Below are 24,168 nucleotides of genomic sequence, written 5' to 3'. Positions count from 1 at the left end.
CTAGCACTAAATTTGTAAATTCGCCGTCTAATCACTATTTCATGCAGCCGTACCAGATTTTGCTTCTTATTGCCGGGTACTTCGGCGTTTTAATTTTAATTTCATACCTGACCAGCCGCGGCGGCAGCAATGCTGAATTTTTTAAAGCAAATCGCCAGTCTCCCTGGTACCTGGTAGCATTTGGGATGATTGGTGCTTCGCTTAGCGGGGTTACTTTTATTTCCATTCCCGGTACGGTAGAAACCCAGGGCTTCAGCTATTTTCAGGTGGTACTGGGTTATACTTTGGGATATGCGGTAATCGGACTCGTTCTCCTCCCGCTATACTACCGTCTAAACCTTACTTCTATTTACTCTTATCTTGAAAACAGGTTCGGAAAATATTCCTATAAAACTGGTGCGTCCTTTTTTCTGCTCTCCCGGGTGGTGGGTTCCAGTTTTCGGCTTTTTTTAGTAGCCAATGTTTTGCAGCTCGTGGTTTTTGATTCTATGGGTGTCCCTTTTTATGCAACCGTATCCATTACTATCCTGCTCATCTGGCTTTATACCTTTAAAAGTGGAATTAATACCATTGTCTGGACAGATACGCTGCAAACTTTATTTATGCTGCTGGCCCTGGGGATTACTATTGTATTTCTTTCTGAAGAATTAGGCTTTTCCGCAGGAAATATTATGGATTATCTGGCTGAAAGTGATATGTCTAAAATGTTCTATTTTGAAGATTGGAAAAGCAGGGATTATTTCTGGAAACAGTTTATTTCTGGTGCATTTATCGCTATAGTGATGACAGGATTAGACCAGGATATGATGCAAAAAAACCTTACCTGCAGAACCTTGAAGGATGCCAAAAAAAACATGTTCTGGTTTACCATAGTGCTCACTGTTGTAAATTTCTTTTTTCTTGCCCTGGGAGTTTTGCTAACAAATTATGCCGATTTAAACGGAATCACTGAGACACGGGATGATCTTTTTCCGGCGATTGCAACCAGCGGCGATTTGGGAATAGGAGTAGCTATATTTTTCACACTGGGTCTTATTGCCGCCGCTTATTCCAGTGCTGACAGTGCATTAACTGCACTTACCACTTCCTTCAGCATTGATATTTTGGATATTGAAAAGAAATATTCCGAAGAAAAGCAGGTCAAAATCAGGAAAATGATCCATATTGGAATTTCCCTGTTACTCATTGCGGTAATGCTAATTTTTAAGTATGCCATTGCCGATAAAAGTGTAATCAACAAACTCTTTGAATTTGCCGGCTACACCTACGGGCCTTTACTTGGGCTCTATACGTACGGCCTTTTTACGAATTGGCAGGTAAAAGATAAATTAGTGCCATTAATAGCCATTCTCTCCCCTATACTTTCCTATATTATAAGTATCAACAGCCTGGCATGGTTTGGGTTTGAATTTGGATTTTTTATCCTAATCCTGAACGGCGTGCTTACCTTTTTAGGATTAGTATTGATTCGTACCAAGCATAATTAGAGTACAGGCTGCTTCAACTTCAATATTTTGCTGTTGCAAGAGTTTGTACAATTCGGGATTTTCAGTGCCGGGATTAAAAATCACCCGGTTTGGCTTCAGAGAAAGCATATAATCATAATATTCCGGCTGCCTTTTAGGGTTAATATATAAAGTAATAGTATCTATTTCTTCAAATGGCAGCATTTCTTTTTCAATTTGTACACCGGCTACATCCCCATTTCTTAATCCTATGGCCACCGTGGGTTGACCATGGGAAACCAGGCGATTTATAGCCTTAAAAGAATATCTTGCAGGATTTGTTGATGCCCCTATCACTAATGTTTTCTTCTTCATAATACTAATTTAGAACTTCTCTGCTAGTGTAACAAATTTGAAATTATAAAGTCTTTATAATAGAACCGGTTCTGCAGACTTATCTATAAACTCTTGTGATGGTTAGTGTTAAGAAGGTAATTCTGCAAGGCCTGCAGATCTTTTTAGAAATGCAGGCATTTTTTCTTTTTTGTGTAACATTTTATTTTTTCAATCGTCTTTATAGTAGAGAAGGTTCTTTTTTGCATATCATCACGCTTATCTATTATGCATTACAAAGTATCTTTTTAAACATAATGACCATCAAATCAGTCAAAAAATGAAACAGTTATTTTTAATCATTACATTATTTATTTCAAGTATTAGTCTTGCATTTAATGAACCCGCCGGAAAAATTTCCGGCGCGGTTATAGATGCAGAACTTCACGAACCTATTCCTTACGCCACTATAATTATTAATGATTCCGAAGGCAAACTGATTACCGGCATTACCACCGGAGACGACGGAACCTTTTTAATCAATAAAATTAATGACGGTGCCTACCAGCTAAAAGTTCAGTTTATTGGCTATAAAAGCTTTATAAAAAAAATTACAATAACCCCGGAAAATAGAAGCCTGGAATTGGGAATTATCGCCCTAGAGCCTGAAGTAGCACAATTAGATGATGTTATGGTTGTAGCCGAACGAACAACTATAGAACAGCGAATAGATCGCAAAGTTATTAACGTAGGGAAAGACCTTACCACCACAGGGGCCAGCGCTTCAGAAATAATGAATAATATTCCATCAGTCAATGTGGACCAGGATGGGAATATAGCTATGAGGGGCAATTCGAATGTGCGGATTTTAATAGATGGAAAACCTACCAATATGGATCCTGCCCAGCTGCTCAAACAAATTCCTTCCACCTCTATTAAAAGCATAGAATTAATTACTAACCCTTCAGCAAAATACAATCCCGAAGGCATGAGCGGGATTATCAATATCATACTTCACAAAAATGCCAACGACGGCTTTAACGGGAATCTCAATACCGGCCTTACCGTAGGGGAACATGCCCGTTTTAACGGCTCCCTTGACATGAATTACAGGAAAGAAAAGCTAAATTTTTACGGGAATTTTGGAACCGATCTTGGCACAAGATCAAATCTTGGCCGCATCTGGTTACCAGAACAAGACCTGCTACAGGCTTTTAATATGGATAATAAGAGGGAATCCTATCTTTATAAACTTGGGGTGGATTTCTACTTGAATGATAACAACACGTTCTCGTTCTACACAAACCAGAATTATTTTGAGGGTGGGCCTGAAGGCGCATTAAGGGTAATTTATGAAAATGATCCCGCACAAAATTTAATCCAAAACTTGGATATGAATTTTGATAACCTGAATGCCACTTACAATTTTGTTTACGACCGGAAATTTAAAAAAGAAGGTCATACTATTCAGGCAGAAGCAAATTATAATAATTTTGATGAAGATGAAAATTCCTTCTTCAGTTTTGAAGGTGATACTGAAGGATATTCTGCTTACGAAGACCTGGTTAAAGAGAAAAGGGAAAATCTTATTACCAATGTAGATTATGTAAATCCCCTCAATGATAAGACAAAGCTCGAAATGGGGCTGGAAGCCCGGCTTCTGGATACCGATAATGCGTACAATACCACCAATGCCAATTTTCAGGATTCCGATTATCAATACAACCGCGATATTTACTCATTCTATACTACATTCGGGCAGAATTATGAAAAATGGTCTTACCAGGTTGGCGCCCGGCTGGAAAACTTTCAGGTAGATGCCATCTATAACGGAGAAATGGTTTTTGAAGATGATTACCTCACCATTTATCCTTCAGGATTTTTAAGCCATACCCCTGATGAAAAGAACACCTATCAGCTAAGCTATAGCAGGCGTGTTGACCGTCCCGGCTTTGGACAGGTTAATCCTATACGGGAAGTTAGTAGTCCCAGGCTTACCGTTACAGGAAACCCTGAATTAAGACCACAGTTCACCAATTCGGTAGAGTTTAATTATACCCGGAATTTTATAAATAAGGGAAGTTTAACGGGAGGTGTTTTCTTCAGAAATATAAATGATGAAATTAACCAGGTAGTACTGGAGGATCCACAGGATCCCGGTTCTTTATTGCTTGAATATGATAATTTTGATGATAATAATTCCTACGGCCTGGAGCTTTCAGCCAACTACAAATTCACCGACTGGTGGAGCACAAACACCAGTTTTGAAGCATACAGCCAACAGCTGAAGGGAGTAGTGGGAACTGAATACCTGGAAACCGATAATACCACATTTAACTTCAGAACAAGTCACTCTTTTAATGCTACAGATGATCTAACTTTCCAGCTATTCGGATTTTATCGCGGAAAAGATGAAAGTCTGCAAATGAAGATGAAACCTATTTATTTTATGAATCTTGGAGGCCGCTACTCTTTCCTGGAAGACAAAGCAACAGTTAGCCTGAATTTTAACGACATATTCAACACGCAGGAATTTCAATTTACAGACGGTAGACCTTTCCCACAGCGTGGAAGATTTAAAGGCGAGACACAAACTGTTTACGTGGGATTTTCTTACCGGTTTGGAGGAGGAAAAAACGGAGCCCTTAAACGCAAAAACCGTGATAACAATGAAGCCGGAGGCGGTGGAATGTTTTAGCAGTTTTTTTATTTGAATTAGCCAAAGTAAAAAGCCCGAATCAAGATTTGATTTGGGCTTTTTCAATTATGTAACTATCAACCTGAGTTCGATTAATAATCTGGAGTAAAAAGTAATAAAAAGCAGTAAAAATAGGTAGATTATTAGTATATTAAAGTGTTGATATTCAATATTTTAACTAATAAACTACCTATGATAATCTACTCTAAAATTACCGAAATTTTTTGTCTTGTGGACGAATTTTGCAAAGAATATGATCAGATCGTTGAGAACCACCTATTGGGCAACCCTTCCAAACGTCCACCGATAATGTCCAAAAGTGAGATCATTACCATTTCCATTATCTTCCAGTTGAGCGGTTTCAGGACGTTCAAGCATTTTTAACAGTATTATGTGAAGGTGCATATGAAAGACGATTTTCCCCGAACGGTATCCTATAACAGGTTCACCGAGCTCATGCAGGGCAACCTGATGCCTATGGCCCTCTTTCTAAAAACCTGCTGCCCTGGCCAGTGCACAGGTATATCCTTTGTTGACTCCACCCCGATAAGGGTCTGTAAGAACAAGCGCATAAAGCGTAACAAGGTATTCGATGGAATAGCCACCACCGGAAAATCGACCATGGGGTGGTTCCATGGTTTCAAGCTACATATCATTATCAACGACAAAGGCGAAATCATCAACTTCAGCATAACCCAGGCAAATGTGGATGACCGGGAGCCACTGAAGGACAAAAGTTTCCTCAAGCACATATACGGTAAATTGTTTGCAGACAAGGGGTATATCGGCAAAGAACTGATGCAGGCACTTTTCGTTGATGGGGTGCACCTGATCACCCAGATAAGGAATAATATGAAGAATTCGCTGATGACACTCTCGGACAAAATACTGCTGAGAAAGCGTTCTATTATAGAGACTGTAAACGATGAACTAAAGAACATATGCCAGATTGAGCATTCAAGGCACAGGAGCTTCGGCAACTTTATGACAAACCTTATCTGTGGGTTGATAGCCTACAGTTTCCTGCCCAAAAAACCATCGATCAAATATCAAACTATCAAGACACAACAGCTGGCTATTTTTTAATCGAACTCAGGTTATCATGATAAGCATTAAACTTCTACACCATACATCTTGTCCCGTTGCTCCTTTATCTTCTTATCACTCATATACTCATCAAAAGTGAGGTAACGGTCAATGGCACCGTTAGGTGTCAATTCAATTACCCTGTTAGCCACTGTTTGCGCAAATTCATGATCATGCGTGGTGAAAAGTACAGTCCCTTTAAAATTTTTGAGGGAATTATTAAAAGCTGTAATAGATTCCAGATCCAGGTGATTGGTAGGTTCATCAAGCATTAAAACATTGGCCCGCAACATCATCATCCGGCTTAACATACACCTTACCTTTTCCCCTCCTGAAAGTACCCGGCAGGTTTTCAAGGCTTCTTCCCCGCTAAAGAGCATCTTTCCAAGAAATCCGCGAATATAAACTTCTTCCCTTTCTTCTTCGGTTTTCGCCCATTGGCGCAACCAATCAACCAGGGTGAGGTCATTATCAAAAAATTCCGAATTATCTCCGGGCAAATAAGATTGAGTGGTGGTTACCCCCCAGGAATATTTTCCTGCAACTGCTTCCTGCCTGCCATTTATAATCTCATAAAAGGCTGTGGTAGCCCTTGAATCCCTGGAATAAACAACAACTTTATCCCCTTTTGCCAGATTTACATTTACATTTTTAAAAAGTGTTTCTCCTTCAATAGAAGCTTCCAGATTATCAATATTAAGAATCTGATCCCCGGCTTCACGCTCCCGTTCAAAAATAATGGCCGGATATCTTCTGCTGGAAGGTTTTATTTCTTCTATATTCAGCTTATCAATCATTTTCTTACGAGAAGTTGCCTGTTTCGATTTTGCAACGTTTGCACTAAAGCGCTGAATAAATTCCTGAAGTTCCTTCTTTTTCTCTTCAGCTTTTTTATTCTGCTGGGCCCGCTGCCTTGCGGCAAGTTGTGAAGACTCGTACCAAAAGGTGTAATTACCGCTATAATTATTTATTTTTCCGAAGTCAATATCAGAAATATGTGTACAAACCGAATCCAGGAAGTGACGGTCGTGAGAAACCACAATTACCGTATTGTCGTAATTAGCAAGAAAATTTTCCAGCCAGGTAATCGCCTCATAATCTAAATCGTTGGTAGGCTCATCCATAATAAGCACATCGGGGTTTCCAAAAAGCGCCTGTGCCAAAAGGACCCTTACCTTTTGCTGCCCGTCCAGGTCTTGCATAAGCATATAATGCAAATCTGCCTTAATTCCAAGGCTGGATAACAAAGAAGCGGCGCCACTTTCAGCATTCCATCCATCCATTTCTTCAAATTCGGCTTGGAGAAGCCCTACTTTTTCGCCATCGGCATCACTAAAATTTTCCCTGGCATAAATTTCTTCCATCTCCATCTTGATCTTAAAAAGCGGTTTATTACCCCTCATAACAGTTTCAAGAACAGGATATTCATCATAAAGGTTGTGGTTTTGTTCCAGTACAGACATCCTTTTTCCTGGTTCCAGATGAACATGGCCGGACGTAGGATCTGACTTACCCGCCAGGATCTTCAGAAATGTCGATTTTCCGGCACCATTGGCACCAATAATTCCGTAACAGTTACCCTGGGTAAAAGTTGTGTTCACTTCATCAAAAAGCACACGTTTCCCAAATTGAACTGAAAGATTTGAAACTGAGAGCATAAGCTATATTTTAGATCTAAATTTTTGCAAAAGTAGCCAATTAAGAAGTCTTTTCTAAGAATTAACGTTTTGAAAATTCCTTTTAACGCTGGATTAACATTGCTCCTTAGCTTCAGCTTCTATATTTGGAGACACTATTTAACCGAACCCGAAGTCTTTTCCTTAGATGAGACATACATTATTTACTCTCCTTGCAGTAATTATACTAATTTCTGCCTGTAACAGGTCATCAGATTCATCCAATAAAATTTATATCGGAGGACAAATTGTAAATCCAAATGTGGAGTACGTTATTTTGTCCAGAAACAATAATGATCTTGATACCCTGCCCCTCGATAGTAAAAATCAATTTGGTAAACATCTTGAAGGCTTGGAAACGGGCATTTATACATTAAAACATCCGCCGGAAAATCAAATTCTCTATGTTGAACCTGGGGACAGTTTGATGATATGGCTTAACACGCTGCAGTTTGACAATTCCATGAATTTTAGCGGAAGAGGCAGTGAAAAAAGTAGTTTTCTTCTTGATATGTTTTTGAACAATCAAAAAGATAATGACCTCATAATTTCCAACTCTAAAATAAAACCCGGGGAATTTGCAAAACTTACAGATTCTATTAAAAAGGTAAGAGCTGACAAATTAAAAAAGCTCGAGAAAAAGTACAAGCTTTCAGAAAAATTTAAAAATATAGCAAGTACAGTAATAAATTATGAATATTACGATTTACGGGAGCGCTATACCTATTTAATTGAAAAGTATTACCACGAATTTACTTCTGAAGTGCCTGCAGGTTTTTATAATTATCGGGATAACATCAATTTCAATAATGAAGACCTGCAGAATTACTATGTTTATACAAACCTTATAGATGATTATCTGCGCTCCCGCTCAATAGAAGACTGTGACAACATTCCAGATTCAGGTAGAGAATGTTACAATCTGGCCAATTACAAAAACATTAAGCGGCGTATATTGTTGGTTGATTCTCTCATCAACCTGAAGCAGATGAAAAATGAATTCCTGGATCGACTTGCATCCAGGGGTATTACAATGGCGGATACCAAAGAAGGAGTGGACTCTATCCTTAATGTTTTAGAACAGGTTAACTACAGTTATCTAGAAGAAGCCAGAGAACTGGCAAATATTCACCGAAATTATTTTGTTGGCACCGATGTAAACAATAGGGTTCTGTTAAATACTAATAGAGAAGAAACAACTTACAATTCTATAATAAAAAAGCCTACCATAGTTTTCGTATGGTCTATGCATGAGCCGGGCTACCATATGTGGCAGCACCGAAATATTCAGCAACTCAGGAAAAAATATCCGGATATAGACTTTATAGGAGTAAATATAGATGAAGGGGAAACAAAAGAATGGCTAAGAACAGTTGAAGCATATAATTATGATAAAAACTTTGAGTATCAAACGAGTAAGCGTAATATTGATAAAAAGGTTTTTAGAAAATACATTTACAAGATTTTCTTTATTAGCCCTTCCGGAGTGATTGTAGATGGAGATGCCAAAATACAAAGTCCTAATTTTGAAACTGAAATTCTTGAATTTTTAAACCGTTGATCCTTCTGTTGAAGGATAATCAAAAACCATTTTGGGGCAAGCTCACGAAGTATATATTGGTAAGCGATTATAAAATTTGAAGGAGAGTTTTCATGGAATTAAAACAAAAAAAGCTGCTCAATGGCAGCTTTTTCTTATTCTAAAGGTTTAATACTTAAACATTATCAATTCCTTTTTTATGATCGGCAAGGAATTTCTCCAAACCAATATCGGTTAGAGGGTGCTTTAATAATCCTTCTATAGCTGAAAGAGGACCAGTCATTACATCAGCACCAATCTTGGCACAGTCAATAACATGCATGGTATGTCTAATAGAAGCAGCAAGGATTTCAGTATCAAATCCATAATTATCATAAATAAGCCTTATTTCTCCAATAAGATTAAGCCCATCGGTAGAAATATCATCCAAACGGCCAATAAACGGAGAGACATAAGTAGCTCCGGCTTTAGCAGCAAGTAGTGCCTGTCCTGCAGAAAATACGAGTGTACAATTTGTTTTAATCCCTTTATCGCTAAAATATTTTATCGCTTTCACTCCTTCTTTTATCATAGGAACTTTAACGATAATCCTTTCATGCAAAGCAGCGAGTTCTTCCCCTTCTTTTACAATCTCATCAAAATCTGTCGCAATCACTTCCGCACTTACATCCCCGGTTGCAATCTCACAGATCTTTTTATAGTGGTTTAGAATATTTTCCTTTCCGGTAATTCCTTCTTTAGCCATTAGTGATGGGTTGGTGGTCACTCCATCAAGAACACCTAATTCCTCAGCTTCTTTAATCTGGTCAAGATTGGCAGTATCAATAAAAAATTTCATCTTCTTTTAGTTGTTTAAATTGGTATTAGTTTTAGTTCGCTATTTTTCAAAAGATTGAGAAAAACGTGAATCCCACAAATTTACAATTTATAAAATTTTAAAAGCATCTTCTCATAAACTTTATCAGGTAAAATCCTTTTTAATCCTATAGATAATTTTTGAAGTTGCTCCCCTACTCTATAATGCCCTTTTGGATTTTTAGTCCTGATTATCTTATAAACAGCTTTTGCCATTAATTCGGGATCCTTACCGGCATCAACATGATCGTTCATTACCTTCAAAGTAACACTATAAGGCTTGTTATAAGGGCTCTCTTCCCTAACCGGAGCATGATACCTTCCCGCCGCAATATTTGTGGCAAAATCACCGGGAGCAACATTGGTCATTTGGATATTAAAATCCTTAAGCTCCATTCGAAAAGCTTCAGTGGTAATTTCCAGCGCACCTTTGGTAGCCGAATAAATTCCGCGATATGGTAAACCCATATAACCAGCAATAGAGGTAATATTGATAATAAGCCCGCCCTTCTGTTTTCTCATTTGGGGCAACACCGCTTTTATAAGATTTAAAGGACCAAAATAATTTGTTTCAAAAGCCTTTTTTATTTCATCTTCAGGAGTTTCCTCCAGTGGCCCTGTAATTCCCACTCCTGCATTATTTATAAGAATATCAATTCTGCCTTCTTTCTGCAGCACCTCACTTAAGGCTACACCAATAGTTTCCTTATCGGTAACATCCAAGGCTACCAGAGGAACAGAATTATCTGTAAATTTTTCAGGATTCCGGCTGGTGCCATAAACCATATAATTTTTTTTCTGAAGGTATTCAGCTATAGATTTTCCAATCCCTGAAGATCCGCCGGTAATGAGTACTACTTTTTTAGGAAGAGCATCTGTTTTCATAAGTCACAAAGATGCGATAAAAATTGAAAATAGCGGAAACAAAAAATGGCAAGCGACCCACATCACACCGCTACGACCGCCTACCCTTGCTGCGTTCCCGCCCTGGGGGATTCAGCAGGAGCTGGTTGTGTGGGACTTGCCGATGCAAATATACAATCTTTAAGTATTCTGACAAGCCTTTTTTCAGTAGAAATGGTTAATTTAGAGCATTATTTTACAGCATTTAGAAATGAAAAATATTAAAATACTGACGCTCTTTATCTTATCATTTTTAGTTTTTTCCTGCGGAAGTAATTCCGATAAAAATACTTCAGGTTTTTCCCTGGTTACTTCTAAAAATAAAGCTGAATTTAAATTGGGAGAAGAAGTTCAGGTATCAGTAAAAAACTCAAAAAATAAACAAATAGATTCGGTTTCCTTCTATTTTGAAGACAAACAATTTTCCGCAGAAGATGATGAGGGAGGTATAAGTTTTAGCCTGGAAGAATACAAAGTGGGAAATCAGCAAATAAGGGCTATCATCTATACTGAAGGTGAAGAACAGGAAGTGACCAAAACAATTAAAGTACTAAGTAATAAAGCTCCAGTATCCTATACCTATAATATTGTAAATACATACCCACACGATCAGAATGCATATACCCAGGGATTAGAATTTCACAATGGTACTCTCTATGAAAGTACCGGCCAGTATGGAAGTTCCAGTTTAAGAAAATTAGATCTGGAAACCGGGGAGGTGCTGGACCAAATCTCTTTAGACGATCAATATTTTGGGGAAGGCCTTACTATCCTGAACGATAAAATATATCAGCTCACCTGGCGCGAAGGAGAGGGATTGGTTTACAATCTGGATGATTTCGAAAAAACCGGCACTTTTGCCTATAATGAAAGTAAAGAAGGATGGGGACTCTGTAATGACGGCGAGAAACTGTATAAAAGTGATGGTACTGAAAAAATCTGGATTTTAGACCCTGATACCCTGGCTGAAGAAACTTACATTCAACCGGCACACCATATGGGTCTCTCTTCTAGATTAAATGAACTGGAATGGGTGAATGGGAAAATTTATGCAAATACTTACCAAAAAGACGGGGTAGCCATCATTAATCCGGAAAATGGAATTATTGAAGGCGTAATAGATTTTCGTGGATTGCGTGAAAAAGTAACCCAGCACGACAAGCTTGATGTTCTTAATGGAATCGCTTACAATTCTGAAACCAATAAACTTTATGTAACCGGTAAAAACTGGGATAAAATCTTTGAAGTTGAAATTGTAGAAAAGTAATGAAAAACAATCCTGATGTATTTGAGCAAAGAATAATAGTACTGCCTGAGCACCTGGATGATCAACAGCATGTAAATAATGTGCAGTATGTACAATGGGTGCAGGATATTGCTAAAGCTCACTGGTTTTCCAGAGCTACTCCCGCGCAACAGGAGAATTTTTTCTGGGTGGTGGTTGAACATTCCATTCGGTACAAGCAACAGGCATTTTTAGGTGAAGAATTAATCCTGCAAACTTATGTTGGAAAGGCTACCCATGTCACCTCTTTAAGGTATGTTAACATTAAAAATGCTAAAACCGGTAAAATCCTTGTAGAAGCTAAAACCACCTGGTGTCTTATGAGCCAGGAAACAAAGAAAATAGCTAAAATCTCCGAAGAGCTAAAACAGGTTTTCCTGGAATAAACAGTATTAGGCTTATTGCCTCCGGAGATAAATTATCAGAATAGAAAAGCCATGAATTTATGATATCCAGTTCATAAATTCATGGCTTGCTTTCTTTCCAAATATTTTTCAGGCTGAAATTTTAAACTTTAAAAAGCGGCCTTCCGTGCATTAGAGAGTTCACTTCCGTTTTCACTTTTCCTAATTCTGCCTCATCATTAATATTAGAAATAACTTTATCTATCAATTCCACAATTTTCGGCATATCCTCTTCTATCAGTCCGCGGGTAGTAACGGCAGCGGTACCAATTCTTATTCCTGAAGTCACAAAAGGTGATTTATCATCAAACGGTACCATATTCTTATTTACCGTAATATCGGCTTTTACAAGTGCTTCTTCAGCCTCTTTCCCGCTTACATCTTTATTCCGAAGATCAATAAGCATCATGTGATTGTCTGTTCCGCCGGAAATTACCTGATAATCTTTTGAAACAAAAGCTTCGGCTAATTTGGCAGCATTTTTCTTAACCTTTACCGCATAATGAAGAAAATCATCTGTAAGTGCTTCTCCAAAGGCCACGGCTTTTGCAGCAATAATATGTTCCAGGGGACCACCCTGATTACCGGGGAAAATTCCGCTATTAAGCATAGCTGACATTTTCTTTGGCTTTCCGTTCTTCAGCTTTTCCCCGAAAGGATTATCAAAATCTTTACCCATAATAATAATTCCACCTCTTGGACCGCGCAGGGTTTTATGAGTGGTGGATGTAACTATATGGCAATGTGGAATAGGATCGCTTAAAAGTCCTTTGGCAATAAGACCGGCAGGATGCGCAATATCAGCAAAAAGAATAGCCCCCACACTGTCGGCAATTTCCCTGAATCTTTTATAATCTATTTCTCTGGAATATGCCGAAGCACCTGCAATAATCATCTTAGGCTTCTCTTTTTCAGCAATTTCAGCGACCTTATCATAATCAATGAGGCCAGTTTCCCTGTCTACTCCATAAAAAACCGGATTGTAAAGCCTTCCAGAGAAATTAACAGGAGAACCATGTGTTAAGTGACCGCCATGTGAAAGATCAAACCCTAAAAATTTATCACCGGGTTTCATGCAGGTGGCAAAAACAGCGGTATTGGCCTGAGAACCTGAATGCGGTTGCACATTGGCATACTCTGCATTAAAAAGTTCTTTTAGACGATCTATGGCAAGTTGCTCCACCTTATCTACCACTTCACACCCTCCATAATATCTCTTACCAGGATAACCTTCCGCATACTTATTTGTAAGTACAGATCCTGCTGCTTCCAGCACCTGTTCACTTACAAAATTTTCACTGGCAATAAGCTCTAAACCATTTAATTGACGTTCTTTTTCCTGTTGTACTAGATTAAAAAGTTCTGTGTCTCGTTGCATTTTTATTTTTTACGTTAAATATTCATCAAAAATAACAAATACATTCGGTTAATTAGTGGAAAATAATATATTTGAATACATTAGATTTTAACAAAAAACTAAAAAATCATATGTCAATTACTGCTAACGATCCGGGGCGAAAAACCTGGCTTGATATTCCTGAGGATACCGATTTTCCTATACAGAATATCCCTTTTGGCGTTTTTCTTACAAGGGATGACATTATTACTATCGGGACCAGAATAGGAGATTATGCCATAGACCTGGGCGCACTGCACCAATTAGGATATTTTGAAGGCATTCCCCTTACCGATGATATATTTTTACAGGACACACTTAACGATTTTATCTCTGACGGTAAGAAAACCTGGAGATTGGTGAGAAATCGTATTGCCGATATTTTTGATGAAAAAAATTCAGATTTAAAAAATAATAAAGACCACCGTTCAACTGTTCTTTTTACTTTAGATGAAATAGAAATGCAAATGCCGGTTCAGGTTGGAGATTATACAGATTTTTACTCCAGCAAAGAACACGCTACCAATGTGGGAACCATGTTCCGTGACCCCGATAATGCACTTTTACCAAACTGGCTCCATATTCCTGTAGGTTACCATGGAAGAAGTTCTTCTATAATCCCTAGCGGAATACCGGTACACCGACCTAAAGGTCAAACAATGCCACCGGGAGCTGATGCTCCAGTATTCGGACCTTCACAAAAGGTAGATTTTGAACTGGAAATGGCTTTTATCACCACCGATGCCAATCCGTTGGGAGAACCAATTCCTGTAGACGAAGCTGAAGAGTATATTTTCGGAATGGTTGTTTTTAATGACTGGAGCGCCCGTGATATCCAAAAGTGGGAATACGCACCTTTGGGACCTTTCCTTGCAAAAAACTTTGCCTCCTCTATTTCCCCATGGATTGTAACCATGGATGCTTTGGAACCTTTTAGAACAAAAAGTCCGGAACCGGAAAAGGAATTACTGCCTTATCTAAAGTATAAAGGAGAAAAAAGCTTTGATATTAATCTTGAAGTTGCCCTGCAGCCCGAAGGAAGAGAAGAAAACACCATTACAAGATCTAATTTTAAATATTTGTACTGGAATATGAGTCAGCAGCTGGCACATCATACCGTTAACGGCTGCCCTGTAAATTCAGGAGATATGATGGCTTCGGGAACTATTTCCGGACCTGATAAAAATTCCTTTGGGTCCATGCTTGAACTAACCTGGAGCGGAAAAGAACCCATTAAGCTGAAAGACGGTAGTGAGCGCAAATTTATTGAAGATAATGATACCGTCATTATGCGTGGTTACTGTCAAAGTGCAGAACGCCGAATTGGTTTTGGGGAAATACGAACACAATTACTTCCTGTTTTCGAACATAAAAAGAAATAGGTAATCTATTTTTTACCTAAATCTGGAATAAAAAAAGCTGCCAAACGGCAGCTTTTAAAAATTTTATTTTTTATCCTTCTTCTTTAAATCCTGAAAATCGAAATCACTTTCCCTTTCAGATTTTACCTTTGCAGAATCGTCATTACGATCAATTTCCTGATCTTCTTTTTTCTGGGTGGCATCCTGAAATTCTTTTTGAGAGCGATTTTTATCAGCATTTTTGATTACTTCCCATCTCTTTTCCAGTTCCTTAATATCAATTTCCTTATCCATTTCTTTTAATTTACAACATGAAAATACAAATCATCTATAATGTAACCTATAGGATTAATATTTTTTAACATGAAACATTAAAGGTTTGAAAAGATAAAATTCACTTAAACATAGGAATTTAAATTATCAACCTGAATACTTTGGTGAGAAGAATGATGCACCACATTACCATTCTGCAAAATGATTAATTGAGGACTTTCATGCTGTACATTAAAACGGGAAGCAATTTCATTAGAAACATCCCGATGCTTAAGTAAGTCAAAGAAATAAAGTTTTACATTATCATAATCATCTTTATAATCCCCTTCAAACTGCTTCAACACCATTCGACTTATACCGCACCTGGTTGAATGTTTTAAAATTGCTACCGGCCGTTCTGTAGATTCTCTTTCAATTTCTTCCAGCTGCTCTGCAGATGTTAAATCATTCCATGGAACTTGTACTACTTCTTTTTTAGCAACATCCCGCTCACTTTTAAAGACTTTATCAAATAATCCCATAATTCTCTCTTTTTTGTAAAAATAATTCTTAATAACTTAACTGAGCATTTAAGTCGGAACTTTTGATCAAACTTAACAAAAACGCCATATTGTCCTATTTTAATCTTAAATTAATGCCAAGTTGTCGCTAATTCTATTAGGTACATAAATTGTTATTTCAGTAGAAAAAACTAAAAGATGAACTTCAATAATTTCACAATAAAATCACAGGAGGCTATCCAGCAGGCACAACAGCTTGCGCAGGAGATGGGCCATCAGCAGATTGAAAATGAACATATTTTCAAAGCTATTACTGCAGTAGATGAAAATGTAACTCCGTTTCTGCTAAAAAAACTGAACATAAATGTAAACCTGTTTAACCAAATTCTTGAGAATACCCTGGAGAGTTTTCCAAAGGTGAGCGGCGGGGATATAATGCTTTCCCGGGAAGCAGGTAAAACGTTGAATGAGGCCACTTCAATTGCCAAGAAGATGAACGATGAATTTGTTTCGCTTGAGCATCTCATCCTGGCTATTTTTAAATCTTCAAGTAAGGTAGCGCAGATTCTGAAAGATCAGGGGGCAACTGAGAAAGGTTTGAAAACAGCTATTGACGAACTTCGTAAAGGTGATAGGGTTACTTCCCAAAGCGCGGAGGAAACCTACAACTCCCTCAACAAATATGCGAATAACCTGAATAAATTAGCAGAGGAAGGAAAGCTGGATCCGGTAATTGGCCGGGATGAAGAAATTAGACGAATCCTGCAAATATTATCCCGAAGAACCAAGAACAATCCCATGTTGGTAGGTGAACCCGGAACCGGAAAAACTGCTATCGCAGAAGGCCTAGCCCACCGTATTGTAGATGGTGATGTGCCAGAAAATCTTAAAGATAAGAGAATTTACTCCCTTGACATGGGTGCTCTTATTGCCGGGGCCAAATTTAAAGGGGAATTTGAAGAACGCCTGAAAGCTGTTATTAAGGAGGTTACAGGAAGTGACGGTAATATTGTTCTTTTTATTGATGAAATTCACACCCTTGTGGGTGCAGGTGGTGGCCAGGGGGCTATGGACGCGGCCAATATATTAAAACCCGCACTCGCCCGGGGAGAACTTCGCGCTATTGGGGCAACTACTTTAGATGAGTATCAAAAATATTTTGAAAAAGATAAAGCCCTGGAGCGCCGCTTCCAGAAAGTTACCGTTGAAGAACCAGATGTGGAAAGTGCAATTTCTATCTTACGCGGAATAAAGGAAAAGTATGAGACTCATCATAAAGTAAGAATTAAAGACGAAGCCATTATTGCCGCGGTAGAACTTTCACAGCGCTACATCACCAACCGGTTTTTGCCTGATAAGGCTATTGACCTTATAGATGAAGCAGCTTCAAAACTAAGGATGGAGATAAATTCTAAGCCCGAAGAGCTTGATGTGCTTGATCGCAGGATCATGCAACTTGAGATCGAGATTGAGGCCATTAAGCGTGAGAAAGATGAAACAAAGCTGAAGACCTTACGATCAGATTTGGCAAATTTGAAGGAAGAACGAAATGAATTAAATGCACAATGGAAGAATGAAAAAGAACTAGTTGATAATATTCAGAACACCAAATCTGACATAGAGAATTTCAAACTGGAAGCTGAAAAGGCCGAGCGCGAAGGTGAATATGGAAAAGTTGCTGAAATTCGCTATGGTAAAATTAAGGAAGCCCAGGAAAAACTGGAGAAACTTCAGCAGCAGGTAGCTGAAAGGCAAGATGGGAAATCACTAATTCAGGAAGAAGTAACAAACGATGATATCGCTGAAATTGTGGCTAAATGGACAGGAATTCCTGTTACCAAAATGCTGCAAAGCGAACGGGAAAAACTATTAAAACTGGAAGATGAGTTGCACAAAAGAGTTGTGGGCCAGGAAGAAGCCATTCAGGCGGTGAGCGATGCAGTAAGACGAAGCCGTGCTGGATTGCAGGATCAAAAAAGACCTATTGGGTCATTCCTTTTCCTGGGAACCACCGGGGTTGGTAAAACCGAACTGGCGAAAGCTCTGGCAGAGTATCTGTTCGATGATGAATCGGCCATGACAAGGATAGATATGAGTGAATATCAGGAAAGGCATTCTGTTAGCAGGTTGGTAGGAGCACCTCCCGGGTATATTGGCTATGATGAAGGAGGCCAGCTAACTGAAGCTGTTCGAAGAAAACCATATTCTGTTGTCTTGCTCGATGAGATAGAAAAAGCCCATCCTGATACTTTTAATACCTTGCTACAGGTATTGGATGAAGGAAGGCTTACTGATAATAAAGGGCGCCTGGCCGATTTTAAAAATACCATCATTATTATGACTTCCAATATGGGCAGCCATATCATTCAGGAAAAATTTGAAACGGTAAAAGATCCGGACACTGCCATGGAAGCTGCCAAAACTGAAGTTTTAGGATTGTTAAAACAAAGTGTAAGGCCAGAGTTTATAAACAGGATTGATGATATTGTAATGTTTACACCATTAAATCAAATGGATATCAGCAAAATTGTAGATTTCCAGCTGCGAGGAGTTAAGAAGATGCTTTCTGAACAAAATATTGTACTGGATGCAACTAATGAGGCAATAAAATATCTCGCTAAACGCGGATTTGATCCTCAGTTTGGTGCAAGGCCTGTAAAAAGAGTGGTACAACGGGAAGTTTTAAATAAACTTTCCAAAGAAATACTTGCCGGAAAAATTCATACAGACAGCATCATTTTACTTGATGAATTTGATAACAACCTGGTATTCCGAAACCAGGAGCATTTGGCAGAGACTGATTAATTTTTTGCGGAAATATAAAATGAAAACCGGCTGGAAAATCATCAGCCGGTTTTTTTGAATTTCTCCCTTAAAACTTAAGAATTTCGATAATTACTCCTGTCATACTCCCTACGATCATAAAGGCTCTCGTCTTCAGGATATTCAACTTCTTCATCCCGGTTGTAAGAATCCAATACCATAATTTCGTAGCCCCGGTCTACCGTTCTTCCACGTTCCATACGCTTGGTCTCAGCGAAAGTTTTGTGGTCAATTTCATTAGTCCGAACTACTTTATTGTCTTCATCTAAACTCACCAGTCCTATTGGTAAAATCAGATGATTTTCTCCTTCCCTGTTTATAAATTCATGCACTCCACTTCCGGCTTTGCCTGAGTATGGGTCATGATTGGCTTCTATTATAGAAGAATCTACTTCAACATCAAGATAAACAACTCTCTCGGCCTGTTTATTTACCAGCAGGTTATCCACCTTTCCTATAACACGATCTTCCTTGTCGTGTATTTTCCAACCACGTACATCGGGATCATGACTTTTTACTTTATAATCTGAAAGTTCGTTTAAATAGAACAAATGCTTTTTATCATTTTTCATAATATCCTTATTTCATTGAGATTAATAATTCTTCGGCTTTATCAAAAAATCCTTTTACGGCGTCTTTTTGATTTAGTGTTTCCTGTCCCGGCTGTATCTGCCCCAAAGCAGTTTCCACTTCATTAAACTCTTCCTGAAGATCAGGAAATTCCTGTGTTTGAATAGTCTGCAAGGCCCTTACAATAATTTCACCTGAGTTCTTAATCTTATCGGCATGGGTTAATTCTAAAGGGTCTTCGGTTATATCCTGGGCTTTGGATTTTGCTTCAGAAATATCTGCATCCACATCAACATTGGCATTATCTGCAGTTGCCTGAACAGCTGTAATCAACTCCAATAAAGCTCCATTAGCGTATTCATGATCCAATCCCATATCGGGATCATCAATATAATTACTGTATTCTTCAACAGCAGAAATATTACCCGTATTATTGGACTGCATATTATTCGGCTCCTCTTCTGTAACCTGTTCGGTAGTTATTTCTTCTGTTGGGTTGGCTTCCTCTTCATTTGAGAAGACAAAGAAGTAAAGAATCGCTGCGATAATTAATACCGCCAGCAAAATCCAGGGCCAAACAGGTTTCTTTTTTTCGATTTCAATTTCTGCCATAATTTTACATTTTAAAGGGTTGGTTAAAAATTTTCTTTTTATCTAAACAAAAAAAGCTGCCCAAGTAGCAGCTTTTTATATTATGACGATAAAATCATAATTTGTCTATTTCCTTTTTCAATTCTTCTTTACTTTTGCCGGTTTTTTCCTGTAATCTCCCCAGCATTTCATCAAACTTTCCTTCAGAATAAGTTGTGTCATCGTCGGTAATATCTCCATATTTTTGTTTGAATTTACCCCTAACCTGTTTCCACTTTCCTTCTAATTGATCATTATTCATAATTAATACAATTTATTGGTTAACATAATAAATTTAGCAGAATTTAATATTTGTTCCTCTCAATGAAATCACATTATTCTCTTAATGATTCGTTATTTTTACCAGCAAAAACCTTTATGCGAAGGATTCTCTTAGTGCTCATTCTTATCTGTTATAGCTGTGCCACCACCACTAAACTAAGTACAAATATTGCTGAAATAACATATTTAGACGATTTTGTGCTGCCCGAAAATCTTGAAATAGATGATACGAAAGTCGGTGGCCTTTCAGGAATAGATTACAGCGATGGTAACTATTATCTTATTTGTGACCATCCCGGCACTCCAAGATTTTATGTGGCAGACATCAGGATGAACACGTATAAAATTGATACAGTAGCTATAAAAAAGGTAGTAAAACTCACTGAATCCGGAGCTCTAAAAGATGTATATCTTGATCCCGAATCAATACGCTACAATATTAGAGAGAAATCTGTTGTTATTAGTAGCGAAGGTCATATTGCTAATGAAAAAAATCCCGGGATCTTTAAATTTTCAAAAAATGGAGATTTTATTAATGCCTATGAGCTTCCGGATTATTTTTCGGCTTCAGGAGAGCAAAAGCCGCGAACAAATGGCGTTTTTGAAGGTCTTGCCAAAAGTATTGATGGTAATGGCTATTGGGCAGCTACAGAATTGCCGCTGGAAAAGGATGGTCCAAAACCCAAATTATTTCCTACAAAATCTCCCGCCAGAATCACCTATTTTAATTCAGAAGAAATTCAAGCGGTAAAGCAATTCGCCTATAAGCTGGACGGCATCTCCAAAATACCATTTTTATATTTTGCTGTGAATGGGATTACTGAAATTCTGGAATATGAAAATGAGAAATTCCTGATTCTGGAACGTGCGTTCTCTGCAGGCCGTGGAACCAACGGAAACACCGTGAAAATTTTTTCTGCAGATGCTGCCAATGCTACAAATACACTGGATATTCAACAATTGCGAAAAGCAGATTACCGTTTTGCTGAAAAAAAGCTGATTTTTAATTTCAAATCTATTAAAGACAAACTACAGGAAGGAATTATAGATAATATTGAGGGAATGACTTTTGGCCCCACCCTGCCAAATGGCAATCAATCACTGATACTAATTTCAGATAATAACTTTAACAGTATGGGTAAACAAATAACCCAGATTATTCTTCTGGAGATAAAATTTCTTCAGTAAATTCTATTTTTATTAAACCATTAAATAAGTTCCCGAACATACCTTGGAAAAGTTTAAAAACCTTCAAAACCATGAAAAATTTTATTATTCTCAGTTTGTTCCTCTTTACTAATATTATTAATATGAATACTCATGCCGAAGAAAATCTTGCTGTTGAAAAAGCATTGTCCCAGTCTCATCAAGGTACTACCTATTATCTTATTCGTCATGCGGAAAAAGATCGAAGCAATCCCGCCAATGATAATCCACCTCTAAATAGAGAAGGAAAAGCCAGGGCGCAAAAATGGGCTAAAGTCTTAACCGATGTGCCTTTAGATATGATTTACAGCACAGATTTTACGAGAACCCGGGAGACCGCAAAAGATCTGGCAAAAGCACAAAACCTGAAGATTAACCTGTATGATCACAACAGTTTATTTGATGAAGACTTTCAGAAAAAAACAAGAGGGAAAAAGGTACTTGTGGTAGGGCATGTTAATACCACGCCCCAACTTGCAAATGCTATTCTTGGGAAAAAGAAATATGAGAATTTACCTGATGATGAAAATGGAGCACTTTTTATTGTAACTATAGATGAACAGGGCAACAGGAATTCGCAGGTGCTCTACATAAATTAAAAGCTAATCTGCGAGTTTTACCTCGATATCTTCAGTGAAAATCTTTGAAACCAGGCTAAGTTCCCCGGCGGTATAAAGGCTATCAAGTTTTTTTAGCTCTACATTTGCATCGTCGTATTTAAAATTTTCATAATCCACAAAGCGAATTCCATTGATCACTCTGGGATTAATAGCCTTCCGGAATCGTACACCGCCGCCGTTTACTTCAAAATTATAGGCAAGATAGTCTACGGTAAATGTATCGTCGTTAATCCAGTATAAATATTCATCCTCATGATCTATACCTCCACCATCAGCCTCAAAAACAACTTTAATTTCGTAATAACCTTCATTGTTTATGGTATCGTGGCCCACAAGGGTTTTATTAGCTGCCGGAGCATTAAGCCCAAAAGGCAATTGTACAAAATAGTGCACTGAATTCACGCTGTTGCTGATTGAATTTATTAGTGAGTCTGCAACCATAACAGCAGAATCATTTCTGAATCTTTTCAGGCCTTGATTGGAAAGCACATCCCGTATTTCAGCACCCAAAGAATCCACTACTATTCGCTCCAGTTGAAATTCCCCGTTATTACGGGTGCTTTTATAAGATTTATTCCTGAAATTAAATTTTATACCGGCTCTTTCGTAATTTTCCCCACCTGCAATTTCAATAGCTTTATCTACAATCTCCTCCGCCTTAGGATCTTCCGCAGAATTATTACAACTCCACAACATTAACAACATCGAGATGATGAAAATAAAATTCTTCATGAGCTAACTTTAATATGCTGCAAAGATAAGATTTTACTACTATAAAATTTCCTGTAACATAGCTAAACCATAGAATATGGCGGTAATCTAATTTTAAAGAAACATTATACACAATTCTGAATAAAGCTTACTATTTTTGTAGGTCTATGAAGAATACCAATACCATCAACATAAAAAACCGAAAGGCGAAGTTCGAGTATGAATTTCTCGATAAGTATGTGGCAGGAATAAAACTTGCAGGTACCGAGATTAAAGCTATTCGACAGGGTAAAGCATCTATTGCCGAAAGCTTCTGCGAATTTCAGAATCACGAACTCTTTGTGATTAATATGCATGTTGAAGAGTATTCCCATGCCACGCATTTTAACCATAACCCCAAGAGCGAAAGAAAACTCCTTTTACAAAGGAGGGAATTGCGCAAACTGGAAAAAGAAGTAAAAAATTCCGGATTAACCATTATTCCATTGCGATTGTTTATTAACAATCGTGGGCTGGCAAAACTTCAAATTACTCTGGCCAAGGGTAAAAAACTATATGATAAGCGGGAAACTATTAAAAGCCGTGAAAGTAAGAGAAAACTGGACCGAATTAAAAATGAATTCAACTCTTAAATCAGGTAGTTTTAATAATCTTCTGGCGTTTTTAATTTTAATACGGTAAAGTATATCATTTCAAAAAACAGAAGTTCTCTGTGAACGGGCATTTAATTTTAGTCAAAAAGAACTACATCTATGTTTTGGATGCATCCACATCCGATGATCGCTAATACTTACAGTAATTTTCCTTTAATAATCGATTTTGCTTACATTTAATCCTAAATTATTCGAAATCAAATTGTTTGTATTTATTTAATGTATATTCTAATCTTTAGAACAGATATTTTTTCGCAGAAATTAATCTAATGAACGCATTTTGAAAAACCACTTTTTAACTTTACTGCTTTTTATTGGTGTTTCTCTTCAGGCACAAAGTGAGAAAGATCTTATTCAAACCTCCTCCACCAACCCACAGGAAGAAAAGCAATCTGACCTCCCAGTTTTAGAACGGTTTTCTTTAAACCAAAATACTATTTCAGACTACAATTCATCATTTGGATACAACATGTATTTTCGAAATTATGTCGATTATAAATATGATGATTTTCATTTCCAAATAGGTGCAGGACTGGCTACCCAAAAATCATTTCGTAATAATTTGGAGCCGGATATACAAGTTGGCATAGATGCCTTTTTTGAATATTACCTGAATTCAACTTTTTCTTTATATGCTTTCGGCAGGTATTTTTCCAGATCGATTAATGGTAATTCCATGAATTCCTATTCCCTGGATCCTTTTTTTCTAAATACCGAACTTGGAGCAGGCATAAAAGGCAATTTTAACAAGTTCCAAATAGATGTAGGCACCAGAACTGCTTTGGATAAAACATTAAACCAGACCGGACCCCAAACCCGATTTAATACTTCTTTTTCTTTAGAATTTTAGATAAAAAATTCTACAGCATTAATGCGGAATGACTATATTAATTATGGCTTTGCCATTCATAGATGAAT

General features: G+C 37.7%; 22 protein-coding genes, 1 other RNA gene and 1 pseudogene. 12 read left to right on the top strand and 12 right to left on the bottom strand.

Going from position 1 to position 24,168, the window contains the following annotated elements; translation table 11 throughout:
- Positions 1-41 precede the first annotated feature (41 nt).
- The gene (locus RM539_RS05400) at positions 42-1,487 is read left to right on the top strand and encodes a sodium:solute symporter (protein ID WP_311502410.1); all 1,446 of its coding nucleotides are present in this window, start codon (positions 42-44) and stop codon (positions 1,485-1,487) included.
- Here the strand turns inward: RM539_RS05400 and RM539_RS05395 are convergent.
- On the bottom strand, positions 1,458-1,820 hold the full coding sequence (locus RM539_RS05395) for a CoA-binding protein (RefSeq protein WP_311502409.1): 363 nt from the start codon (positions 1,818-1,820) through the stop codon (positions 1,458-1,460). The two genes, RM539_RS05400 and RM539_RS05395, sit on opposite strands and share 30 nt — an antisense overlap.
- A gap of 298 nt (positions 1,821-2,118) precedes the next feature.
- Between RM539_RS05395 and RM539_RS05390 the strand changes: the two genes are divergently transcribed.
- Both RM539_RS05390 and RM539_RS05385 read left to right on the top strand, forming a co-directional pair.
- Positions 2,119-4,476 (top strand): TonB-dependent receptor, encoded by a 2,358-nt coding sequence (locus RM539_RS05390; RefSeq protein ID WP_311502408.1) that lies wholly within the window; start codon positions 2,119-2,121, stop codon positions 4,474-4,476.
- Positions 4,477-4,668: 192 nt separating this feature from the next.
- Positions 4,669-5,562 (top strand): annotated as a pseudogene (locus RM539_RS05385) (IS982 family transposase).
- Positions 5,563-5,588: 26 nt separating this feature from the next.
- Here the strand turns inward: RM539_RS05385 and RM539_RS05380 are convergent.
- On the bottom strand, positions 5,589-7,220 hold the full coding sequence (locus tag RM539_RS05380; RefSeq protein WP_311502407.1) for an ABC-F family ATP-binding cassette domain-containing protein: 1,632 nt from the start codon (positions 7,218-7,220) through the stop codon (positions 5,589-5,591).
- Positions 7,221-7,386: 166 nt separating this feature from the next.
- Between RM539_RS05380 and RM539_RS05375 the strand changes: the two genes are divergently transcribed.
- Positions 7,387-8,799, top strand: coding sequence for a TlpA family protein disulfide reductase (locus RM539_RS05375; RefSeq protein ID WP_311502406.1), 1,413 nt, complete (start codon positions 7,387-7,389; stop codon positions 8,797-8,799).
- A 154-nt stretch (positions 8,800-8,953) separates the two neighbouring features.
- Here RM539_RS05375 and fsa read toward each other — a convergent pair whose 3' ends face one another.
- The 3 genes from fsa to ffs all read right to left on the bottom strand — a co-directional run bounded on the left by fsa (position 8,954) and on the right by ffs (position 10,660).
- Positions 8,954-9,616, bottom strand: a complete 663-nt coding sequence (gene fsa / locus RM539_RS05370; protein WP_311502405.1) for a fructose-6-phosphate aldolase — start codon at positions 9,614-9,616, stop codon at positions 8,954-8,956.
- A gap of 80 nt (positions 9,617-9,696) precedes the next feature.
- Positions 9,697-10,518: an SDR family oxidoreductase gene (locus RM539_RS05365; protein ID WP_311502404.1), complete on the bottom strand. Its 822-nt coding sequence runs from the start codon at positions 10,516-10,518 to the stop codon at positions 9,697-9,699.
- A gap of 43 nt (positions 10,519-10,561) precedes the next feature.
- Positions 10,562-10,660: signal recognition particle sRNA small type (gene ffs / locus RM539_RS05360), an RNA gene on the bottom strand.
- Positions 10,661-10,747: 87 nt separating this feature from the next.
- Between ffs and RM539_RS05355 the strand changes: the two genes are divergently transcribed.
- Both RM539_RS05355 and RM539_RS05350 read left to right on the top strand, forming a co-directional pair.
- Positions 10,748-11,803: a glutaminyl-peptide cyclotransferase gene (locus tag RM539_RS05355; protein ID WP_311502403.1), complete on the top strand. Its 1,056-nt coding sequence runs from the start codon at positions 10,748-10,750 to the stop codon at positions 11,801-11,803.
- Positions 11,803-12,207 (top strand): acyl-CoA thioesterase, encoded by a 405-nt coding sequence (locus RM539_RS05350; RefSeq protein ID WP_311502402.1) that lies wholly within the window; start codon positions 11,803-11,805, stop codon positions 12,205-12,207. Before RM539_RS05355 ends, RM539_RS05350 begins: the two co-directional genes overlap by 1 nt.
- A gap of 121 nt (positions 12,208-12,328) precedes the next feature.
- On the opposite strand, the gene glyA is transcribed toward RM539_RS05350, so the two are convergent.
- Entirely contained in the window at positions 12,329-13,603 is a 1,275-nt protein-coding gene (gene glyA / locus RM539_RS05345; protein ID WP_311502401.1) for a serine hydroxymethyltransferase, read from the bottom strand.
- Positions 13,604-13,713: 110 nt separating this feature from the next.
- Between glyA and fahA the strand changes: the two genes are divergently transcribed.
- Complete coding sequence (fahA, locus tag RM539_RS05340; RefSeq protein ID WP_311502400.1) at positions 13,714-15,003, top strand: fumarylacetoacetase; 1,290 nt, start codon at positions 13,714-13,716, stop codon at positions 15,001-15,003.
- 63 nt (positions 15,004-15,066) lie between these two features.
- Here fahA and RM539_RS05335 read toward each other — a convergent pair whose 3' ends face one another.
- The gene (locus RM539_RS05335; RefSeq protein ID WP_311502399.1) at positions 15,067-15,276 is read right to left on the bottom strand and encodes a hypothetical protein; all 210 of its coding nucleotides are present in this window, start codon (positions 15,274-15,276) and stop codon (positions 15,067-15,069) included.
- A gap of 104 nt (positions 15,277-15,380) precedes the next feature.
- Positions 15,381-15,776 (bottom strand): bacillithiol system redox-active protein YtxJ, encoded by a 396-nt coding sequence (gene ytxJ / locus RM539_RS05330; RefSeq protein ID WP_311502398.1) that lies wholly within the window; start codon positions 15,774-15,776, stop codon positions 15,381-15,383.
- A gap of 177 nt (positions 15,777-15,953) precedes the next feature.
- On the opposite strand from ytxJ, the gene clpB reads away from it, so the two are divergent.
- Complete coding sequence (gene clpB, locus RM539_RS05325) at positions 15,954-18,560, top strand: ATP-dependent chaperone ClpB (RefSeq protein WP_311502397.1); 2,607 nt, start codon at positions 15,954-15,956, stop codon at positions 18,558-18,560.
- Positions 18,561-18,634: 74 nt separating this feature from the next.
- On the opposite strand, the gene RM539_RS05320 is transcribed toward clpB, so the two are convergent.
- The 3 genes from RM539_RS05320 to RM539_RS05310 all read right to left on the bottom strand — a co-directional run bounded on the left by RM539_RS05320 (position 18,635) and on the right by RM539_RS05310 (position 20,040).
- A complete protein-coding gene (locus RM539_RS05320; protein WP_311502396.1) occupies positions 18,635-19,150 on the bottom strand; it encodes a PRC-barrel domain-containing protein in 516 nt (171 codons plus the stop codon).
- Between the two features lie 7 nt (positions 19,151-19,157).
- Positions 19,158-19,760 carry a hypothetical protein gene (locus RM539_RS05315; protein WP_311502395.1) on the bottom strand — a complete coding sequence of 201 codons (603 nt, stop codon included), beginning with the start codon at positions 19,758-19,760 and terminating at the stop codon, positions 19,158-19,160.
- Positions 19,761-19,854: 94 nt separating this feature from the next.
- Complete coding sequence (locus RM539_RS05310) at positions 19,855-20,040, bottom strand: CsbD family protein (RefSeq protein ID WP_311502394.1); 186 nt, start codon at positions 20,038-20,040, stop codon at positions 19,855-19,857.
- 116 nt (positions 20,041-20,156) lie between these two features.
- Between RM539_RS05310 and RM539_RS05305 the strand changes: the two genes are divergently transcribed.
- Together RM539_RS05305 and RM539_RS05300 are read left to right on the top strand one after the other, a co-directional pair.
- The gene (locus RM539_RS05305) at positions 20,157-21,248 is read left to right on the top strand and encodes an esterase-like activity of phytase family protein (RefSeq protein WP_311502393.1); all 1,092 of its coding nucleotides are present in this window, start codon (positions 20,157-20,159) and stop codon (positions 21,246-21,248) included.
- A 71-nt stretch (positions 21,249-21,319) separates the two neighbouring features.
- Entirely contained in the window at positions 21,320-21,865 is a 546-nt protein-coding gene (locus tag RM539_RS05300; RefSeq protein ID WP_311502392.1) for a SixA phosphatase family protein, read from the top strand.
- Positions 21,866-21,868: 3 nt separating this feature from the next.
- Here RM539_RS05300 and RM539_RS05295 read toward each other — a convergent pair whose 3' ends face one another.
- Entirely contained in the window at positions 21,869-22,618 is a 750-nt protein-coding gene (locus tag RM539_RS05295) for a DUF6503 family protein (protein WP_311502391.1), read from the bottom strand.
- Between the two features lie 146 nt (positions 22,619-22,764).
- On the opposite strand from RM539_RS05295, the gene smpB reads away from it, so the two are divergent.
- A complete protein-coding gene (smpB, locus tag RM539_RS05290; protein ID WP_311502390.1) occupies positions 22,765-23,229 on the top strand; it encodes an SsrA-binding protein SmpB in 465 nt (154 codons plus the stop codon).
- Between the two features lie 301 nt (positions 23,230-23,530).
- Complete coding sequence (locus tag RM539_RS05285) at positions 23,531-24,100, top strand: hypothetical protein (RefSeq protein ID WP_311502389.1); 570 nt, start codon at positions 23,531-23,533, stop codon at positions 24,098-24,100.
- Positions 24,101-24,168 lie beyond the last annotated feature (68 nt).

This window comes from Autumnicola musiva (genome assembly GCF_031846585.1).
GTDB lineage: Bacteria > Bacteroidota > Bacteroidia > Flavobacteriales > Flavobacteriaceae > Autumnicola > Autumnicola musiva.
Note: the sequence above shows the minus strand (reverse complement) of the source record. Positions and strands in the feature narration are given on the sequence as shown.

Coding starts and splice junctions, on each gene's coding strand:
- RM539_RS05400 (WP_311502410.1), top strand. CDS start 42: ATGCAGCCGTACCAGATTTTGCTTCTTATTGCCGGGTACTTCGGCGTT.
- RM539_RS05395 (WP_311502409.1), bottom strand. CDS start 1,820: ATGAAGAAGAAAACATTAGTGATAGGGGCATCAACAAATCCTGCAAGA.
- RM539_RS05390 (WP_311502408.1), top strand. CDS start 2,119: ATGAAACAGTTATTTTTAATCATTACATTATTTATTTCAAGTATTAGT.
- RM539_RS05380 (WP_311502407.1), bottom strand. CDS start 7,220: ATGCTCTCAGTTTCAAATCTTTCAGTTCAATTTGGGAAACGTGTGCTT.
- RM539_RS05375 (WP_311502406.1), top strand. CDS start 7,387: ATGAGACATACATTATTTACTCTCCTTGCAGTAATTATACTAATTTCT.
- fsa (WP_311502405.1), bottom strand. CDS start 9,616: ATGAAATTTTTTATTGATACTGCCAATCTTGACCAGATTAAAGAAGCT.
- RM539_RS05365 (WP_311502404.1), bottom strand. CDS start 10,518: ATGAAAACAGATGCTCTTCCTAAAAAAGTAGTACTCATTACCGGCGGA.
- RM539_RS05355 (WP_311502403.1), top strand. CDS start 10,748: ATGAAAAATATTAAAATACTGACGCTCTTTATCTTATCATTTTTAGTT.
- RM539_RS05350 (WP_311502402.1), top strand. CDS start 11,803: ATGAAAAACAATCCTGATGTATTTGAGCAAAGAATAATAGTACTGCCT.
- glyA (WP_311502401.1), bottom strand. CDS start 13,603: ATGCAACGAGACACAGAACTTTTTAATCTAGTACAACAGGAAAAAGAA.
- fahA (WP_311502400.1), top strand. CDS start 13,714: ATGTCAATTACTGCTAACGATCCGGGGCGAAAAACCTGGCTTGATATT.
- RM539_RS05335 (WP_311502399.1), bottom strand. CDS start 15,276: ATGGATAAGGAAATTGATATTAAGGAACTGGAAAAGAGATGGGAAGTA.
- ytxJ (WP_311502398.1), bottom strand. CDS start 15,776: ATGGGATTATTTGATAAAGTCTTTAAAAGTGAGCGGGATGTTGCTAAA.
- clpB (WP_311502397.1), top strand. CDS start 15,954: ATGAACTTCAATAATTTCACAATAAAATCACAGGAGGCTATCCAGCAG.
- RM539_RS05320 (WP_311502396.1), bottom strand. CDS start 19,150: ATGAAAAATGATAAAAAGCATTTGTTCTATTTAAACGAACTTTCAGAT.
- RM539_RS05315 (WP_311502395.1), bottom strand. CDS start 19,760: ATGGCAGAAATTGAAATCGAAAAAAAGAAACCTGTTTGGCCCTGGATT.
- RM539_RS05310 (WP_311502394.1), bottom strand. CDS start 20,040: ATGAATAATGATCAATTAGAAGGAAAGTGGAAACAGGTTAGGGGTAAA.
- RM539_RS05305 (WP_311502393.1), top strand. CDS start 20,157: ATGCGAAGGATTCTCTTAGTGCTCATTCTTATCTGTTATAGCTGTGCC.
- RM539_RS05300 (WP_311502392.1), top strand. CDS start 21,320: ATGAAAAATTTTATTATTCTCAGTTTGTTCCTCTTTACTAATATTATT.
- RM539_RS05295 (WP_311502391.1), bottom strand. CDS start 22,618: ATGAAGAATTTTATTTTCATCATCTCGATGTTGTTAATGTTGTGGAGT.
- smpB (WP_311502390.1), top strand. CDS start 22,765: ATGAAGAATACCAATACCATCAACATAAAAAACCGAAAGGCGAAGTTC.